The sequence below is a fragment of the Neobacillus niacini genome (assembly GCF_019749295.1).
GTDB classification, from domain to species: domain Bacteria; phylum Bacillota; class Bacilli; order Bacillales; family Cytobacillaceae; genus Neobacillus; species Neobacillus niacini_D.
Genome location: NZ_JACWFG010000025.1, coordinates 27661 through 47711 on the forward strand (window position 1 = coordinate 27661; position 20051 = coordinate 47711).

11 protein-coding genes and 1 riboswitch are annotated in these 20051 nt (G+C 40.6%); of the genes, 10 read left to right on the top strand and 1 reads right to left on the bottom strand.

Annotated features, from left to right (window positions below; translation table 11 throughout):
• The first annotated feature begins 177 nt into the window (after positions 1–177).
• The 10 genes from H0184_RS24750 (at position 178) to H0184_RS24795 (ending at position 16038) form a co-directional block, all read left to right on the top strand.
• Positions 178–2238: a beta-galactosidase gene (locus H0184_RS24750; RefSeq protein ID WP_260631780.1), complete on the top strand. Its 2061-nt coding sequence runs from the start codon at positions 178–180 to the stop codon at positions 2236–2238.
• Positions 2239–2585: 347 nt separating this feature from the next.
• Entirely contained in the window at positions 2586–5645 is a 3060-nt protein-coding gene (locus tag H0184_RS24755; RefSeq protein ID WP_221829597.1) for a glycosyl hydrolase 53 family protein, read from the top strand.
• 66 nt (positions 5646–5711) lie between these two features.
• Positions 5712–5814: riboswitch (TPP riboswitch) on the top strand.
• A 106-nt stretch (positions 5815–5920) separates the two neighbouring features.
• Positions 5921–6607, top strand: coding sequence for a thiaminase II (gene tenA / locus H0184_RS24760; protein ID WP_221829599.1), 687 nt, complete (start codon positions 5921–5923; stop codon positions 6605–6607).
• A 256-nt stretch (positions 6608–6863) separates the two neighbouring features.
• Positions 6864–7862, top strand: coding sequence for a sugar-binding protein (locus tag H0184_RS24765; RefSeq protein WP_221829608.1), 999 nt, complete (start codon positions 6864–6866; stop codon positions 7860–7862).
• On the top strand, positions 7862–9283 hold the full coding sequence (locus H0184_RS24770; RefSeq protein WP_221829610.1) for a sensor histidine kinase: 1422 nt from the start codon (positions 7862–7864) through the stop codon (positions 9281–9283). The genes H0184_RS24765 and H0184_RS24770 overlap by 1 nt, the downstream gene beginning before the upstream one ends.
• Before the next feature lie 19 nt (positions 9284–9302).
• Complete coding sequence (locus H0184_RS24775) at positions 9303–10871, top strand: response regulator (RefSeq protein ID WP_221829612.1); 1569 nt, start codon at positions 9303–9305, stop codon at positions 10869–10871.
• A 324-nt stretch (positions 10872–11195) separates the two neighbouring features.
• Entirely contained in the window at positions 11196–12290 is a 1095-nt protein-coding gene (gene xylF, locus H0184_RS24780; RefSeq protein WP_221829614.1) for a D-xylose ABC transporter substrate-binding protein, read from the top strand.
• 354 nt (positions 12291–12644) lie between these two features.
• Positions 12645–14168 carry a xylose ABC transporter ATP-binding protein gene (locus H0184_RS24785; RefSeq protein WP_221829616.1) on the top strand — a complete coding sequence of 508 codons (1524 nt, stop codon included), beginning with the start codon at positions 12645–12647 and terminating at the stop codon, positions 14166–14168.
• Entirely contained in the window at positions 14161–15327 is a 1167-nt protein-coding gene (locus tag H0184_RS24790; protein ID WP_221829618.1) for a sugar ABC transporter permease, read from the top strand. The genes H0184_RS24785 and H0184_RS24790 overlap by 8 nt, the downstream gene beginning before the upstream one ends.
• A 90-nt stretch (positions 15328–15417) precedes the next feature.
• A complete protein-coding gene (locus H0184_RS24795; RefSeq protein WP_221829620.1) occupies positions 15418–16038 on the top strand; it encodes a hypothetical protein in 621 nt (206 codons plus the stop codon).
• 89 nt (positions 16039–16127) lie between these two features.
• On the opposite strand, the gene H0184_RS24800 is transcribed toward H0184_RS24795, so the two are convergent.
• Positions 16128–19832 (bottom strand): polysaccharide deacetylase family protein, encoded by a 3705-nt coding sequence (locus tag H0184_RS24800; RefSeq protein ID WP_260631781.1) that lies wholly within the window; start codon positions 19830–19832, stop codon positions 16128–16130.
• Positions 19833–20051 lie beyond the last annotated feature (219 nt).

Sequence of the window (20051 nt, forward strand, 5' to 3'; positions counted from 1 at the left end):
AAGGACAAATCTCAGGGCAGAGGAAGAAGATTTGTCCTTAAGAGCCCTGATGAAAGACAAATCTCAGGACAGAGGAAGAAGATTTGTCCGAAGCAATAAACCGTAAAAACAAAACTCTAAAGGGAACAAGAAGATTTGCCCTAAGAAGGAATCTTTAGTTGTTAGAAGGAGATTACTATGTCTAATCATGAAAAAACTTACCTGACAAAAGCCAACTTTATGCTTCATGGCGGGGACTACAATCCTGATCAATGGTTGGACCGTCCCGACATTTTGGCTGATGATATAAAATTAATGCAGCTGAGCCATACCAACACATTTTCCGTTGGAATCTTTGCATGGGCGGCACTTGAGCCGGAAGAAGGAGTCTACCATTTCGAATGGCTGGATGAAATTTTTAACAATATACACAGCATTGGAGGCCGTGTTATATTAGCGACACCAAGTGGAGCGCGGCCTGCTTGGATGTCACAAAAATACCCTGAAGTACTGCGTACAAATGGGGCTAGAGCGAAGATGCTGCACGGCGGCCGTCATAATCACTGCTTCACATCTCCCGTTTACCGTGAAAAAACGCAGAAGATTAATCGTCTATTGGCAGAGCGTTATGGTAATCATCCAGCCCTGCTGATGTGGCATATTTCCAATGAGTATGGCGGAGAATGTCATTGCGGTTATTGCCAGGATGCTTTTAGAGGCTGGCTTAAAAAGAAATATAATAATGATTTGAAATCCTTGAATGATGCTTGGTGGGGTCCATTCTGGAGCCATACATTTACAGATTGGTCTCAGATTGAATCTCCTTCTTCAATTGGAGAAAGTATGGTTCACGGCTTAAATCTAGATTGGCGCCGTTTTGTTACTGACCAAACGATCGATTTCTATGAAAATGAAATCGTTCCAATCCGAGAGTTGACACCAGAGATTCCGATTACAACCAATTTCATGGCAGACACACATGAGTTAATTCCGTTCCAAGCGCTGGACTACAGCAAATTTGCAAAACATCTTGATGTGATTAGCTGGGACGCATATCCTGCTTGGCATAATGACTGGGAAAGCACAGCAGACTTAGCGATGAGAGTGGGCTTTATTGATGACTTGTATAGATGCTTAAAACAGCAGCCATTTTTATTAATGGAATCTACTCCGAGCATGGTGAACTGGCATCCAGTGAATAAAGCAAAACGCCCTGGTATGCACAAGCTTGCGTCCATGCAAATGGTAGCGCATGGCTCAGATAGTGTGCTTTACTTCCAATGGCGGAAATCCCGCGGCTCATCTGAAAAATTCCATGGCGCGGTTGTCGACCATGACAATAGTTCAGAAAACCGTGTATTCCAAGACGTTGCAGAGGTTGGCAAAACGCTTGAAAAGTTGAGTGATGTTGTTGGGACGAATCGTCCGGCTGATGTTGCGATTCTCTATGATTGGGAAAGCAATTGGGCTCTGAATGATGCACAAGGGTATGGCTTAAAAACTAAGCGTTATCCGCAAACATTGGTACAGCATTACCGTGCCTTCTGGGAACAGGATATTCCTGTTGATGTCATTACAAAAGAACAGGATTTTAGTTCTTATAAATTATTGATGATTCCTATGCTGTACTTAGTAAGTGAAGAGACGATTGCGCGCTTGAAGGAGTTTGTTGCCGGAGGCGGTACATTAGTCACTACTTATATCAGCGGTATCGTCAATGAACATGATTTAACGTACACGGGTGGATGGCACAAAGACCTGCAAGAAGTGTTTGGTATCAATCCAGTAGAAACAGACACGTACTATCCTTCTGACCGAAATTCTGTGATGTATCGTAATCAATCGTACGAGTTAAAGGACTATGCGACAATCATCGAAGTGAATGGTGCGACCGTTGAAGCTACTTATGAAGATGATTTCTACAGTGGAACACCGGCTGTAACGCGTAATGAGTATCAAGGTGGAAAAGCCTACTATATCGGCGGCCGCTTAGAAGATCAATTCCAGCGTGACTTCTACCAGGGATTAATCAATGACCTGTCACTAGAACCAGTTTTCAAAGTAAAACACGACAAAGGCGTATCCGTACAAGTCCGACAAGCAACCGAAAGCGACTACGTATTCGTCATGAACTTCACCGAACAAAAACAGCCAATAACAATCGAAACACCAGTAGAAGACCTAGTTACCGGCAGAGAAGTATCCGGAGTACTTACCTTAGAACAATATGAAGTAAGGATTCTTGAGAAGAAGAAATAGGGTGCCTGTCACCGCTCGTGGACACTGTCCACCTCAGGCGGACAGTTGGTATCAGTTTAAGACCTTTATAGTGACCGAAACCGATAATACCAAGGGTTTTCGGTCACTATGAAGGGGCTATAGTGACCGAAATGACTACTCTAAAAGGTTTTGGGTAACTATAAAGCTGCTATAGTGACCGAAATAGCTATTCTAAAAGGTTTTCGGTAATTATAAAACGCTTTTAGTTACCGAACAGCTTATATCAAATAGTATTCGGTCATTATGACTAACTAAATTTAGTAGTTTGCTAGTTTGAAATGAAATCGCTTACTAGAATATAAATTATGGTAAAGGGTGAGGAGAGCATGGGGAAAAGTAGTAGGTTTTTAGCAATGTTTATAGCGTTTTTAATGGTATTTAGTTCCTTATTCGTCAATATCAAACCTGGATTTGCCGCAAGTGCTCCATCCCTAGTGAATGGCGGCTTTGAATCTGACTTTTGGAATGATGGTTCTTGGGCAGTGGATTCAGTCATCTGGGATAACGTAGAATTAACGCAGTTTGCTTATGCTTCGGATACTTGGATGACTCCTGCTGAAGGAGACCATGCTTTTAAGTATTGGATTAAAGATACAGCAAAAGAAAACCAGTCATTTAGGGTAAAACAAACGCTTCCAGCCCTTCCAGCTGGAAGCTATGAACTAACTGTGAAATCCATGGGTCAGGCTGGGGCTGTAAAGTTATTTGCAGGAGAAAAGACAGTCGATGCTGTTGCAACCACTGGCTACAATGCTTGGGGGACGATTACTTTGAGTTTTGAAGTAAGTGAAGACGCTGTAAATTTTGAGGTAGGTGCGATTGTTTCAGGTGCACCGGATGCTTGGGGTTACTTAGACAGCTTTAGCCTAAGGTATCTGAATGCAAGTGTACCTGATCCGGTAGAAGCTGATATTTTTGTAGAAAGAGTAGATGGCATCAGTGAAGACTTTATTAAAGGTGTCGATGTATCAAGTATTATTTCACTAGAAAACAGCGGTGTTACTTTTAAAAATAAAGCAGGCGAGCCACAGGATATTTTTAAAACGTTAGCTGATTCCGGCGTCAATTATGTCCGTGTTCGTGTCTGGAACGATCCTTTTGACGCAGCAGGAAATGGTTATGGCGGCGGGAATAATGATTTAGAAACCGCTATTGAAATTGGAAAAAGAGCGACAGCAAATGGAATGAAGCTGTTAGTAGACTTCCATTATTCTGATTTCTGGGCAGACCCAGCGAAACAGCAAGCTCCAAAGGCTTGGGAAACCCTAAGCTTTGAAGATAAGAAACTAGCTTTATATAACTATACAAAAGACAGTCTTCAAGACATGAAGGATGCAGGAATTGATATCGGCATGGTTCAAGTGGGGAATGAAACCAATGGAGGCGTTGCAGGAGAAAAAGATTGGACAAGAATGAGTGCTTTATTCAACGAAGGCTCTAAAGCAGTCAGATCCGTCGATCGCAATATCTTAGTAGCGCTGCATTTTACGAACCCTGAATCAGCAGGAAGATATGATTCTTACGCTAAAACTCTTGCAGATAACAACGTGGACTATGATGTATTTGCAAGCTCTTATTATCCATTCTGGCATGGAACACTATCTAATTTAACGAATGTATTAAAGAATGTTGCCACGAAATATGGAAAAAAGGTAATGGTTGCTGAAACTTCTTATGCCTATACAGCTGAAGACGGTGATGGTCACGGAAATACAGCACCAAAAGATTCTGGCCAGACATTAAATTACCCAATTACCGTTCAGGGCCAGGCGACAGCTGTAAGAGATGTCATTCAAGCGGTTGCCAATGTGGGTGAAGCGGGAATTGGTGTATTTTATTGGGAGCCAGCTTGGCTGCCAGTAGGTCCTGCAAATCAACTCGAGCAGAATAAAGCGATTTGGGAAGAGTACGGTTCTGGCTGGGCAAGCAGCTATGCTGCAGAATATGATCCGCATGATGCAGGTGCGTGGTACGGCGGCAGTGCAGTAGACAACCAAGCTTTGTTTGACTTTACTGGTAAACCATTATCATCATTAAACGTGTTTAACTATGTTGATACTGGAGCGATTGCTCCGTTAAAAATTGACGAAATTAAAGATATTACAGTGAGTGCGATTGTAGGAGAAGAGATTTCTTTACCTGAAAGTGTCACTGTTACGTATAACAATGGAACCAAGGGAGTGACTCCTGTTACTTGGGATGGTGCAGCGCTGGAACAAGCAATCAGCAGCGGTGTTGGAACATACGTAATTAAAGGGGTTGTGGAAGGTGGAGCAGTTGTAAAGGCTACTCTTACTATTAATCCTCAAAATTTTGTCGTTAACCCTAGCTTTGAAAACAGTGATGTGTCGATGTGGAAGGTAACTTACGGAAATGGCGCTAAGCCGCATACTTCATTCCAACAAAAGGCTTCTGATGCGAAATCAGGAAACTACGCTCTTCATTTTTACTCCGGTGAAGGTGTGAATTTCACTGTAGAGCAAACCATAACAGGTTTAGAGCCTGGTTATTATAATCTGTCTATGTTCCTGCAAGGCGGGGACGCATCAAACCCAGAGATGTACCTGTTTGCAAAATCGGGTGACCAGCAATTAACGCAGAATACTTCCGTAAACGGCTGGGTGAATTGGAGCAATCCGAAAATCAATGAAATTCTTGTTAAAGATGGATCAATTACAATTGGAGCAAGGATTAAGGCAAATGCAGGTGCATGGGGAACATTGGATGATTTCTATTTATACCGTGTACGTGAATATGACAACAAGGCGCCACAAACAAAGGCTGTCCTTTCGGGTCAAAACCATAATGGCTGGTATAACGAGGATGTGAATATTACTCTGAATGCCAGCGATAATCAATCTGGTTCAGCACAAACAGAGTATAAAGTGAATGACGGTAACTGGCAGACCTATCAGGCTCCATTTGTGGTAAGTGCTGAAGGTGAAAATGTTGTCCAATACCGTAGTACTGACAAAAATGGCAATGTTGAAGCTGCTCAGTCTGTTACCGTAAAAATTGATAAAACTGCTCCAACCTTGAAGGTATCGTTTAACACTAGTATCTTAATTGGAAAGAACCATAGTTTTACCCCTATTAAAGCATTGGTTGAAGGAGCAGATACTCTTTCAGGGCTAGATAGAATTGAATTGGTATCCATTACAAGTAATCAAGCGGATAATGGAAATGGTGATGGGAATACCGTCCAAGATATTCAGGGTGCAGAATTTGGAAACTTTGATACTGATTTTCTACTAAGAGCAGAAAGAAGTGGGAGCGGTGACAGAGTTTATACGGTAACCTATCAAGCTTGGGATCATGCTGGTAATAGTGTTACCCAGTCACAACAGATTGTAGTAAAGCATGATAACTCGAAAAAAAGTAATTAGATTTTTCTGATAGACTTTGATTGACTTTATCAGAAGGACTATGTAAAGTGAATGGTATATTAATAGGAAGACCACTAGGGGAGCCATTGATGGCTGAGACAGGAATGATCCTGGACCCTTTGAACCTGATCTAGTTCATACTAGCGTAGGAAAGTGGAGTCTGTGTATGGATAGTTCAATTATTCTACCGCTCCATTTTTGGGGCGGTTTTTTCATTGCCATTTTGTTGCCCCAACTAGTGTCTTCCCGTTATAACCAATAAGGGGGCTAATAATATGAGTTTTTCTGCAAGTCTTAGAAAAGAAGCAAATCCCATCTTTAATGCCATTTTTGAACATCCTTTTGTACAAGGAATTGCTAATGGAGATTTAAAAAAGGAGCAGTTAATTCATTATGTGAAACAGGACTTTGAATACTTGAATGCGTTTATTCGAATCTATGGAATCGCGGTTTCGAAGTGCGAGAACCGTGAGGATATGGATATGTTTAATCAGCAAATTTCATTTATTTTAAACAGTGAAGTCCATCCACATAATAACTTTTGTCAGGTGGCTGGTGTTCCGTACGAGGAGTTACAAGGGTTCGCCTTATCTCCCTCTGCTTCGCATTATACAAGGCATATGCTTACCGTTGCGCACGAAGGAACATTGGGAGAAATTTTAGCAGTTCTTTTACCATGCCCGTGGACGTATTGGGAAATCGGGAAAAAATTATTAGAGGAGGTTAATCCAGAGCCTTCACATCCATTTTATGAATGGATTAGTTTTTATGGAAACATTACTGATTCCATTACAACTAAGCTTTGTGCGCTTTTAGATGAATGGGCAAAGGATGCACCAGAGCGAGAAAAGGAAAAAATGAAACAACATTTCTTACTCAGCTGTCAGCTTGAATATATGTTTTGGGATATGGCTTATCAGCTTGAAGAATGGCCAGTGAAGCTGGAGTTAGTAAAAAGATAACAGAGGTTAAAATAGTGCCTGTCACCACCCGAATACTGTCAGCATTCATCGACATTATTTGAGGTGTGACAGGCACTATTTTTAATTGGTGAATAAGGTATTTGGTATCTGCAATAACACGAACTCGCCGTGCACAACGGTGTAAAGAAGAGGAGTTTCACTTTTTTGACAACTTATAATTTTATTATTATGTTAAAGTATTTAATATTATGATACTTTTACCCAGTATACTCGGTTCCTTTTTTAGGAGGGCAGCATGAATCGAAGATTGTTTATTTATCATATATTAATATTGTCGTTAATAACGGTATTAGGTTTCTCGGTTTATTTTTATAAACAAGAGCAGGAGACTGATCGGAAAATGGATGAAGTGATTTCTTCTGAGACTTCGCTGCCGGCGTACCATTTTACCTTGATTGGTGAGGAGATGAATCATGATTATTGGCGTTTAGTCGGCGAAGGTGCCAAGAAAACTAAGACGAAGTATAACGTTTTTGTTGAATATGAAGGACCAAAGCGTTCGAATCCGGATGAACAGCTTAAGCTGTTAGATAAAGCAATTGCAGCAAAAGTAGATGGGATTATTGTTCAGGCTCTTAACGACCAATTTACGCCAATGATTAATAAGGCTGTGAGTGCTGGGATTCCGGTAATCACGATTGATATGGATGCAAAGGAAAGTTTGCGCAACGCATATATTGGGACAGATAATTATTTAGCTGGACAATTAGCAGGAGAGGCTTTAGTGAAAGATACGGGAGGAAAGGCTACTGTTGGAATTATCACGGCTAGTTTTGATAATGTCGATCACCAGCAGCGGGTGAAAGGATTTAAAGATATTGTAGGTCAGTTTGAAGGAATCAAGATCGTAGCGATTGAAGAATCAAACGTAACAAGGGTTGACACAGAGCAAAAGGCATACAAAATGCTCACCGAGTATCCTAACATTACAGCTTTTTATGGAACAAGTTCCTATAATGGGATGGGCATCGTTGCTGCAGCAGAATCATTAAAAAGGCAGGATGATATGTATGTTATTACTTTTGATGCAATTGAAGAAAATATTCAGTTGCTCGAAAAAGGGGCTATCGATGCAATTGTTGCACAACTTCCGTTTAAAATGGGGTACCTGAGCACTGAGATTATGCTGGACATTGTAACGGGAAAACCGGTCAAAGAATTCTATCATACAGACTCATCGATTATTCGCAAAACAGATTTGCCCTACTGGAAAAGCCAAAGGGGTGGGTTGTAATGATTAAAATCCGCACAAAATTGCTCATTTATTTTGCTGCGATCCTTTTAGTAATTGTCGTGTTGTTTCTTGTTCGTGAACAAAGCAGCCAAAAAGTGCTACAGCTTTATAATGACAATGTTGAACCTTCCTTACTTTTAAATGAGATTACAAAAGAGACAAATCAAACGTTTCAATCGCTTAAAATTTATGTTTATGAACCTTGGCCTGAAAACCTATCCATGTATGAAAAAGATAAACAACAGCTGATTCAACTGCAAAAAGAGTTTAAGGAAAAAGAATTAGGAGGAATTCCCAGCGTAAATTTTTTAAATACGATATCAAGTTTTCTTGAACATTTAGATCAAACCATGGAAGGTATAGAAAAGAATGATTTCCAGCGTTATTCGAAGCATTTGAATGAGGCAGAAAAAACAGCCAGCTATATTCATGAAGGTTCACTTGACCTCATTAATAAGGAACTTTCAGATTACCAAACGCTATCCCAACTGATTGATAAAAAGATTAAGGATAGGCAGAAGTTGGGGACAACGATCATTCTCGCTATTATTATACTCAGTATACTTTTTGCCCTTTGGTTTTCTAATGGAATTACACGAACGATTGAAAGGCTTACCTGGGCGGCAAGAGAAATATCAGCCGGACGTTATTCTGGGAAGGATGTTATGGTTTCAAGGAAGGACGAGCTGTGGTTTTTAACGAAGACGTTTAATGAAATGAAAATGAATATTCTCGAATCGGTAAATGAGATGGAGGAAAAGGCAAAACTCGCCCAATTACTGAAAGAGATGGAATTGAAAAGCTTACAAAATCAGATTAATCCACATTTCCTTTTTAATACCTTGAATACGATTTCAAAACTGTCGTATATTGAAGGTGCAGAACGTACAAGCGACTTAATATCGTCGGTATCTGCCCTGCTTCGCTATAACATTGGCAATCTTGATCGCCAGACGACCATAAAGGATGAAGTGGACATTGTAAAGGAGTACTTTTTTATCCAAAAAACACGATTTGGTGACCGCGTGGAGTTTCTGCAAAATGTGGACTCAGCCTGTTTGTCAACGCCGATCCCTTGCTTAACGCTTCAGCCGCTCATTGAGAATGCCTTTATGCATGGAATTGAAAATATGGCTGGTGGTGCCAAAATTGAATTGCATATATACGAAGACGATGAACACGTTTGTATTGATGTAAAGGATAATGGCGCAGGGATGGATCAGGCAACGATTGACCGATTGTTGAATATAAGCAATGCTGAAAAGGAATCACTACCGAAAAAAGAGTCAGGTCATTCAACCGGAATCGGCATGAGAAATGTGATGAATCGGCTTAGATTATTCCATAAAGATAGTAAAATTAACATTTCCTCAAGCCTTGGGAAAGGGACAATCGTGAGTATTCAAATAAGAAATGGCTAACGGGTAAAGGGGGAACTATATGTTAAATGTCATGCTTGTGGACGATGAACACCTTGAAAGAGAAGGTCTCAAACTGATGCTTAGTAAAAATCGAGCCAATTTTGAGGTCATTGCCGAGGCTCAAAATGGAATGCAGGCAGTTGAACTTGCTTTGACATATAAGCCGGACTTAATTTTTATGGATATCAAGATGCCGGAAATTGACGGCCTCGAAGCGATTAAAAGGATATCTCCTGAACTTGCGCACACCAGATATATTATGGTGTCGGCTTTTGATACGTTTGATTACGCCCGTGAAGCGATGAAATTTGGGATTAAGGAATATTTGTTAAAACCAAGCAGGGTTTCCGAGGTGTTAGAAGCATTTGACCGGATGGCAGCTGAAATCGAAGCTGAAAAACAGACTGTGATCGAAAAAAAGCAAATCAATCACCGCCTTGAACGAGTCAGTTCCTTTATCGAAATGGAATTTATTGTTTCGCTAATCATGGATCATGTTCACGAATTTAATCAGGCTGACTGGGATGAATGGCTAGACCTTGAAGAAAAGCAAGGGTTTGTAGCTGTCTTTTCATTTGAATCAGACAGCCTGCAAACGAGCCGTGAGGAAAAAAGCCGTTGGTATCGAAATCTGAAAAGAGCGCTGCACGATCAAAGTCTCCATTGTTTATTGGGACCATTAACAGGATTTCAGGTTCCGGTGTTGGTGTTAGTCACTGAGCAAGGAAAAACAGATCATGAAATAAGACAAGATTTTGCACGTTCGATCATTCATCATGTTCAAAATCATCTCGAGTCATGCCGCGTGTATGCCGGAGTTGGGATGGTTGTATGTGATGTCCATTCCTTTTCCCAATCTTATAAGGAAGCGATTTATGCGCTGGAACTTGTACATAACCACCCAACTGCAGCCTACATGGCCTATAGTGACCGGTTGACACAAAAGCGCAAAGAGTTAATCCCGTTTGAGCTTGAGAAGGAGTTAGTGGATGCTGTTAGGCAGGGTGATATGCAAAAAGGATTGCACATGTTTGAATCTTATTTTCATTCCATCCAACAGGCAGCGGATTCTCAGGTACGAATTATGATCAAGGCGATGGAGGATTTCTTTCTCGTGTTAACTCGATCAGTCAAAGAACTTGGTTTTGATGAGGATATAAAGGTGAGTTTAGGACAAATCGAAACACCCATGCAAATCAAAGAAACAGCCAAGGCTCAGCTTGTATTTATTATCGAGCGTTTAGGGGAGTGGCGAAATAACGGGATGAGATCGCTGCTTTTAAAAGCGAGAGAATTTATTGATAAAAATTATCATAGGCCGATCACCCTTGAAGAGGTAGCCGAGCAAATTGGGATTAGCTCCTATTATTTAAGCAGGCTATTTAGAGAGCGGTTTCAAGTGACTTTTATCGATTATTTGAAGAATACTAGAATGCAAAAAGCAAAAGAGCTCCTGCTCGATGGCACCATGCCATTAAAAGAAATCGCTTTGAATATTGGCTATAAAGATCCCAATTATTTCAGCAGATTTTTTAAAAAGGAAGTCGGAATGAACCCGCGTGAATATCGAAATAAGTACCATCAATAATTGAAGAGGCAACTCCAAAATTGCTCAGGGCACATGCTCTGGGCAATTTTTTGTTATCGGAGCACGGTACTTTTTAAAAGTGGATGAGACATAGTGGTACTTGTTTTAATCAAAATCGCCAAACATTTCTGTGTTTTTTACAAGAATGTCTAGGTATTAGCAACAAAGTGAAGATGAAAGTGCTTCCAGGGCATTTATATCATGGTAATTTTAGTATGTGAATTAGCTCTAATGTGCTAGTTGTCAAAAAAATGAAAACGCAGTCAATGGGAATTGGCTGCACTTTCTAAGAAATTAAAAACATTAAGGGGGCTTCAAATCTTTATGGAAAAAGGCAAACGTTTTATTTCGGTTTTGGTTGGTTTACTTCTAGTGCTGATGCTTGCTGCATGCGGTCAAGACGCAAGTAGCGGCAGCACGAGCAGCGGCTCTGACAGTAAGGACAAAGGCAAGGATGATATGCTTAAGATTGGGCTTTCCGTTTCGGATTTAACATTAGAACGCTGGCAGCATGACCGTGATTTCTTTGTTGCAAAAGCAGAAGAATTAGGTGCAGAAGTGGTCGTACAATCTGCAAATGGCGATGAAGCAAAGCAATTATCTCAAGTCCAAAATATGCTTTCTCAGGATATTGATGCACTAGTAATTATTGCGATTAACTCGGATGCTTTATCTACGGTTGTCGATCAAGCAAAGGCAGAAGGAATTCCTGTTTTAGCCTATGACCGTCTGATCAATGGCACCGATATTGATGCCTATGTATCGTTTGACAATGTTCGTGTTGGTGAAATGCAAGCGGAATATTTAGTGGAGCAGGTTCCTTCTGGAAAGTACTTTTTAATGGGCGGTTCTCCAACGGATAACAATGCAAAGATGTTCAGAGAAGGCCAAATGAACATTATCCAGCCGCTTGTGGATAGTGGAGATATCGAAGTCGCGGGTGACCAGTGGGCTAAAAACTGGGATGCAAACGAAGCACTTAAAATTATGGAAAATACTTTAACTGCAAATAAAAATGATATTGATGCTGTCGTAGCATCAAATGACAGCACTGCTGGCGGTGCCATTCAAGCATTGGATGCACAGGGACTTGCAGGTAAAGTTGTCATTTCTGGACAAGATGCTGACTTAGCTGCTGTACAGCGAATTGCTGAAGGTACTCAAACCATGACAGTCTACAAACCAATCAAGACCATTGCTGAAAAGAGTGCAGAAGTAGCTGTTCAATTGGCAAAAGGGGAAACTCCTGAGAGTGATTCAAGTGTTAACAATGGCAAGGTCGATGTGCCATTTATTAAATTGGATCCTATTAAGGTAGGTAAAGAAAACCTTGTGGATACGGTGATCAAGGATGGATTCCACTCTTATGACGATGTTTATAAGAATGTAGCCGAAGGCGACCGTCCAGCACGTCCATAGAACTATTAAAAACAGGGATTTTAAACGAGCAAGGGCAGTTTCCTGGGTTCCCTTATTCTTATTCTCTAAAAATATGGCTGTGTTAAGGATAAATGTTGCTCTTAGAACCTGTTGATTTGTGCGGAAGGCGCGAGACTCCTGCAGGAGGACGGGACAGGGGAGACCCCGCAGGCGCTTTAGCGACGAGGAGGCTTCCCGAACCGCCTGCGGAAAGCGAAGCGCCTGGAGCACAAATCAACAGCCCATTTTAACACAGCCAAAAATATAATTATGGCTATCTACTAGCCTCCTAAACCATGCCACATTGATTGTCTTTAGAAAAATTGAGTTCTTAATAGGTGGTGACAAGCTAGAATGGATGCGTATGCGCTACAAATGAAGGGGATCGTGAAAGAATTCCCAGGTGTAAGAGCTTTAGATAACGTAACATTCTCAGTGCGTAAGGGAGAGATTCATGCTTTATGCGGCGAGAATGGTGCTGGAAAATCCACGTTGATGAAAATACTAAGTGGTGTTTACCCACATGGTACATATGATGGAGAAATTATTATTAATGGCCAAAAGGTTGAATTTAAAAATATAAAAGAATCTCAGGATGCAGGTGTTGGCATTATCTATCAAGAGCTTGCCCTAGTAGAGGAAATGACTGTCGCTGAAAACTTATTTTTAGGTCATGAATTAATGCGGGGAAGAGTGATTGATTGGAACAAGATTTATGCAGAAGCACAGAAATCACTCAAGCATATCGGCTTAAACATTGACCCGCAAACAAAAGTCGGCGATTTAACAGTCGGGAAGCAGCAGTTGATTGAAATTGCAAAAGCTTTAACGAAAAAAACAGATATTCTCATTTTGGATGAGCCAACCGCCGCTTTAACGGAAAGTGATGTTGAGATCCTTATGGGCTTGTTGAATGAATTGCGTGCGAAAGGCGTTACGTGTATTTATATTTCTCATAAATTAGGAGAGGTCATGGCCCTTGCTGATTCCGTCACAATTTTACGTGATGGACGAACGATCAGTACGGATCCCATTGAAGAGTTAACCGAACAAAAAATTGTCTCGAAAATGGTTGGACGCGAGCTCACTGAGTTATTTCCATATGAACCACACCAAATTAGTTCGGAGAACATTATGGAGGTAAGAGATTACTCCGTTTTTGATGATAAAGGGAAACCGTTGATTAAGAATGCTTCCTTTTTAGTGAAAAAGGGTGAAATTCTCGGTATTTCCGGACTAATGGGGGCCGGCCGGTCAGAATTGTTCATCAGTTTGTTTGGCGGCCTTAAAGGGAAAAGGACAGGAACGGTCTTAATTGATGGAAAAGAAACGAGAATCAACAAACCACAAGATGCCATAAAAGAAGGCCTGGCTTACGTGTCCGAGGACCGCAAGCGTTATGGTCTTGTGCTGGGGATGGACATAACGAAGAACACTACCTTAGCTGCTTTAAATAAGGTCATGAAATTAAAAATTATTGATGACGCATTAGAAGTGAAGAAAGCTGGAGAACTGACTTCAAAAATGAAACTTAAAGCACCTAACCTAGAGGCAAAGGTTGGCCAGCTGAGTGGTGGAAACCAGCAGAAGGTGGTTCTTAGCAAATGGTTAATGACCAATCCGAAAGTGTTAATACTTGACGAACCGACAAGAGGAATTGATGTGGGTGCTAAATACGAGATTTATAAGATTATTAATGAACTCGTTAGCGAAGGTGTTGGGATTGTCATTATCTCATCGGAACTTCCAGAGGTTTTGGGTATGTCAGATCGAGTTCTTGTCATGTCAGAAGGCTCCATAACTGGAGAATTCTTGAGAGAAGAAGCAACACAAGAAAAAATCATGATGTGTGCAACAGGAGGGAAGAAACATGGGTAAAACGTTAGCAGAAGTGGAAAGGAAAACACAGGGAAACAGAGGGTTAAGTTTTAAGTTTGACCTCCAAGCGTACACCCTTATTATTGCACTAGTTTTAATCGCGGTGATTTTCAGTGTTTTTACAAGTGGAGAGTTTTTATCATCGCGCAATATTTCCAATTTAATTACACAGATGTCTGTTATCGCCGTTCTTGCTATTGGGATGACTTTAGTCATCGTAGCGGGTCATATTGATTTATCCGTAGGTTCATTAGTTGGTTTAACAGGCGGGATTGCAGCCATTCTGCAAGTATGGCAAGGCTGGGGTACTTTTTCAGTTGTGATTGCAGCGATTGTCATTGGAGCAGTCCTTGGATTATGGCAAGGCTGGTGGGTTGCCTACCGCGCTGTTCCTGCTTTCATCGTAACTCTTGGAGGAATGCTAATCTTCCGCGGGATTCTAATTGGTTTAAGTAAAGGACAAACCGTTGCACCGATGGAGGACAGTTTTAAACAAATCGGAAATAGCTATTTCCCTTATATTCCAGGGTATATATTAGCGGTCATCAGCATTGGATTATTGGTTTTCTGGACACTTCAGAATCGAAAGAAGCGCAAGCAGCTGGGGCTGATGATTCCGGCAGCAACTCTTGATTTTGGCAAGGTTGGAATCTATGCATTCTTTATTCTTTTAACAACTTATATGTTAAACCGATATTTGGGAATTCCGGTTCCATTTTTAATCGTAATCTTATTCGCCGCAGTGTTTATCTTTATTTCGAACAAAACGTCGTTTGGACGTTCGATTTATGCGCTTGGAGGAAACCAAGAAGCTGCAGCATTGTCTGGAATTAATATTAAACGCAGTACGCTTTGGGTATTTATTACGATGGGCGGTCTTGCTGGTGTTGCCGGCGTCCTGTTAACGAGCAGGCTGAATGCTGCCACTGTCAGTGCCGGTAATATGTATGAACTCGATGCGATTGCAGCTTGCGTTATCGGCGGAACGAGCTTGGTTGGCGGACGCGGGAAAATTGTCGGTGCTCTAATTGGCGCTTTGATTATGGCAAGTATTGATAACGGCATGAGCATGATGAATATTCAGGCATTTTGGCAATATATCGTCAAAGGTTTAATCCTTATCGTAGCAGTATGGATTGATATCTCTAGTAAAAAGTAATAGAAGATAAGTTATCCTTTATACCCCTATAATAGTTTCGATCCTTTCGTATTCTATTAATATGATTATTAAAAACACGAGGGGAAGTTTATGAATACAATAACCAAGGGAGCCGTTGCAATGGTATTAGCGGGTTCTATTACGTTTTCTGTCGCCAACACCTTGCTAGGCAATCAGTCACCTATACGAGTAGCAGAAGAAAGTGCTTCAACTATATCCGGAGACCCAAAAAAAGCGGATATCATTAACCAAGCAGAAAAAGCGGTCAAAGATCAAACGCCACCATCGAAGGGGAAAGAGCAAGAAATGGCTGCTTTAAAAGTAGCTTCAAATAATAGTGAAATGTATGCAGCGCCCATTCAACAGAATTCGAGCAGCAAGGATAATACAACAAATCCTTCTGATACGAATCAGATAATAACAGCAGCGCCTGCTGTAACCACCATAACTTCGACAAGTGTAAAAGAACCGACAACCACAACGACTACATCTACGACGTCGGGATCGAATGCAACAAGTGTATCCACAAAGCCTGAAACAACGAAACCTGCATCAATACCAAAGACAACGGCTCCACCCGTAAAGACGGAAACAAATGCAACAAGTACATCCTCAACGGAAACCAACCGTGGCCAGCAAGTTTCTCAAGCCGCTAAAGAAAAGGCTGAGAACCGGAGGGAATTAAAAGAAAACAACGGAAAGAATATGTAATTCTTTCAAAAAGGGTCACCAGTAGATGGTGATCCTTTTTCTCGTAGAAAAGGTCTTCCCCATATGGGAAAGACCTGTGTGAAAATATATTATGCAGATTCTTTAACCTTCGCAATAGAGGTTTCCTGAGTGACATTACCATTTCGTTTTAGTTTATTCCAACCAACAGTTACTCCCTTTACCGCCGAGAGGATGGATTTGATCACTATATAAGTCATAAGCTGTTTGTACAAAATTCGTTGTAGAAACAATGAACCTAGTGGTTTAGGACTTTCTTTCTCCAATCGAAACGCATAGAGAGAAGTAAAGAAATCCAGCAAATAAAAAAGAATAAATCCAATCGCTGCCTTTTCAGGATCCGGGCTAAATAGAGCTATAATGAACAATATATCAGCAATAGGAGATATGGTTTGATAAAAATATTGGAAAAGCCACATGTTTGGAAGGCCAATATAGCCTAATGATTTGTGTTTTTTATTAAATAAAGCAGCTCGATGCTTCCATAAGCATTGTAACGTCCCATAAACCCACCGGTAACGCTGTTTTGCCAGACTATTAATATCCTCTGGAGCTTCTGTATAGGCATAGGCCTTTTCTTCAAATTCAATCTTTTTTCCATTACGTAAAAGGGTAAGTGTGATATCGGTATCCTCTGCCAGTGTATCCTCTTGAAAGTATCCTGCTTTTTCTACCTCCGTCTTTCTCCATGCACCAATCGCTCCTGGCACAACTGTAATGCAATTAAGTACTGCAAAGGCCCTTCTCTCTAAGTTAAAGCCTGTTACATATTCGATATGCTGCCAATTTGTAAGGAGGTTTCCCTTATTACCGACCTTTACATTACCGGAAACAGCCGCAACATTTTCATCTTTAAAATGGTTAACAAGCAAGGTGATGGCATTTTCAGCAATGAGTGTATCAGCGTCAAGAGTCACCACGATTTCACCGTCTGCCTCTTTAAAACCAAGATTAACAGCCGAAGATTTTCCCCCATTCGATTTTTTAATTAATCTGACAAGAGGTTGGTTAGCGTATAATTCTTGGACTACAAGAGCCGTATCATCCTTCGATCCATCGTCGATAATCAGTATTTCAAAAGCTGGATAATCGCTGGTTAAAATGGAATCAATTGTTTTGGAAATGACTTTTTCCTCGTTATAAGCAGCAATCACGACACTGACAAAAGGAGTGAAGTCGGGGTCAATCTCAGTCTTTTTATATCTTTTTACCTGTTTTCTCGAAAGGAACACTAGGATAACCAGCCGCAAGATTCCAAGAAGGATAACGGAATAGAACAGGAAGCTTAATCCTTCGCGCCAGCCTTGTATGACCATAAACACGGCCTTATCATAGACCAAATAAGGGTTGTCTGGGTCAGTTGCGGGCATGATCTGACTATTACTTTTTTCAATGAGATCTGCAACGGTAGTAAATGTATAGCCGCGCTTTTTCAGTTCGTTGATAATAATAGGCAGGGCTTTTACAGTGTTAGAGCGGTCGCCGCCTGAATCGTGCAGCAAAATGATATTACCCTCTGGAAGTTGATTCAGTACCCTATTGACAATTTCGTCACTAGAAAAACCTTGCCAATCCTCAGAGTCTATTAATTCTCCGACCATGGTATAACCTAACTTCTGAGCTTGTACCATAGGCAGCAGTTTGTCACTTGAGTTCGGTTTTGCATCGGCCACATAAGGCGGGCGAAACAGGGTCATCGAATGACCTGTAATACCTTGAAATAACCGTTGATTGGCATTTAACTCCATTCTTGTTTGAAATGGTGCGATGGACCCAATGTCTGGATGGGTAAAGGTATGATTGCCAATTTCATGGCCTTCATTATGCATCCTTTTAACAAGTTCTGGATGCAGCATCGCATTCTCCCCAACGATAAAAAAGGTTCCTTTTATCTGATTCTTGTTCAAAATGTCCAATATTTGTGGTGTATAGGCTGGGTCAGGTCCGTCATCAAAGGTTAGCACCACTTCCTTTGAATCGGATTTACCATACCGACCTACAACTAAAGGCTTTGGTAATTTCCTGTAGGTTTCGTTTTCTATCACACCATGTTCATCCATCTGAATCATTCGTTTCCCATTTTCTGATTGGGAAATCATTTTTAAGATCTCTCCAGCTCCTGTATAGTGCACTGTCTTAGGACTGTCTATGGTTTTTAAGGCACTTTCGGGATTTTCCATTTCCTTTGGTTTATTAATGAAATTCCAGATAGAAGGATCTTCAGAGCCGAGGCGCCAAACGGCTATTCCACTTGAACCCCTTTCTTGCCCTACCTTCATTTGATTGTAAAATGTCACAGCATCTAAAAACCACACAGTATGGTTTTTCCCATTTTTTTTGTAACGTACATATGGGTTGCCTGTTTGATTATTCCAATGGATTTGAAGGTTTGTCCCAATCCCCAAATCCATGACATCCCCAAACGTCATTGGATTTGCAGGCTTAGTAGAGTTTTCTTCCCAGTCGTAACCATAGCTTCCCAAACCTGCAATCAATTTTTCGGAAGGAATTTGAAGCTGGTTTAAATTCTCTATTACCCAATCCGTAGCCGCAACAGGTCCAGGTATACTCATGGAGTGGTGCTGGTCATATAGCATAACAATCATACGATCTACATTCGCTGCCAGAGAAGCATAGTCATAACTATTGTCATTTGGCGGGACATCCATTGTCACTATGAGACCTTGTTGATGAAATGCCTCATAGACCTTTTCCATAAAGTCAGTGAAATTCGCTTTATCCTCTGGAAGGATTTCTTCAAAGTCTATGTTGATACCGTCGAAGTCATTGGTTTTGACATACTCCAACATATCTTTAATAAACAGATCCTCAGCTCCTGGAGTAGTAAATAATTGATGTAGGATTTCGCCGTCCCATTTATCATTTATAAAATTATTAACCAATGGGAGAATCTCAATATTATGCGACTTTGCTTCTTCAACAATAGAATGGTCAGTACTGTTTTTAATAGTAAGGTCAGGAGTAAGCTGCAGCCACTCCGGTACTAATGTTGTTATAGAATTGATATTTTTTAAGAAAGACGCTTTGCTGTTATCGTCCCAATTGACGTAAAAACCATAGACTTCTTGGTTTTTCGCCATTTGTGTTTTCACTTCATCCTTATTTCTTTGAATAATAGGCGAAGGATTCATTTTTTGAATCTGAGAAGCAAGCTCTTCTGCATTGAAACTTGTATTAATCGGCTCAATTGTACTTTTTGCTGTCTTCTCGTTTAATTGCAGCTCAGGAAATGCTGGATTCGTATTTAGGCTTTCAATAAAAATGGTTGATACCAACACGATTAAAATAGCAAAGCCTGCACTCATTCGTTTAATGATTGACCAGCGTCTTTTGGCAGGATCAAGAAAAACATGCTCCTGATTTCGCTCCCTTTTTTTCAGGCCTAAATTGTAGAACCAATGGAAGAAAAAATAGCAAACAAGTCCAATCAGGCCGCCAAAGACACCTGATGTAATGGTTTGAGAAGACTGTATTTTATTTTTTAAGGTAGAAAAAATCCAGTAATCTTCTAAAAACCTTAAATCCTGAATAGGTAAATGCCGCAGGTTAGGAATAAAAATCGTAATCAGCGTGCCAAGGAATAGGGCGATAATATTAAGTCTAAAGAAAAGTGAAATAGCTAGCAATAATGGAATTCTTAGACTTTCTAAAGGTAAAAAGGCTAGAAAAAAACCAAGTGTACTTGCAACTGCTCCGGCATTCCCCGTAACAGGTGCGAACAATGATTTAACAATCCACCTAAAAATTCGATCCATTTTAGACTCCTCCTTCTAGGTGTAATGGCGAAAAATAGTTTAATAGATTGATTAAAAACTATAGGAACGTATACTGGAAGTTATCCTAGGCGTAGTACATCCGTCGGAAAGATTTATTCGACAAAATTTGACTAACATAAAAAACTTAGGTAATTGTTTTAAGGCTTTGGGGGTGGATTAGGAAATTTTTTATGGAAATTCAGGAGAATTAGAGGAAAT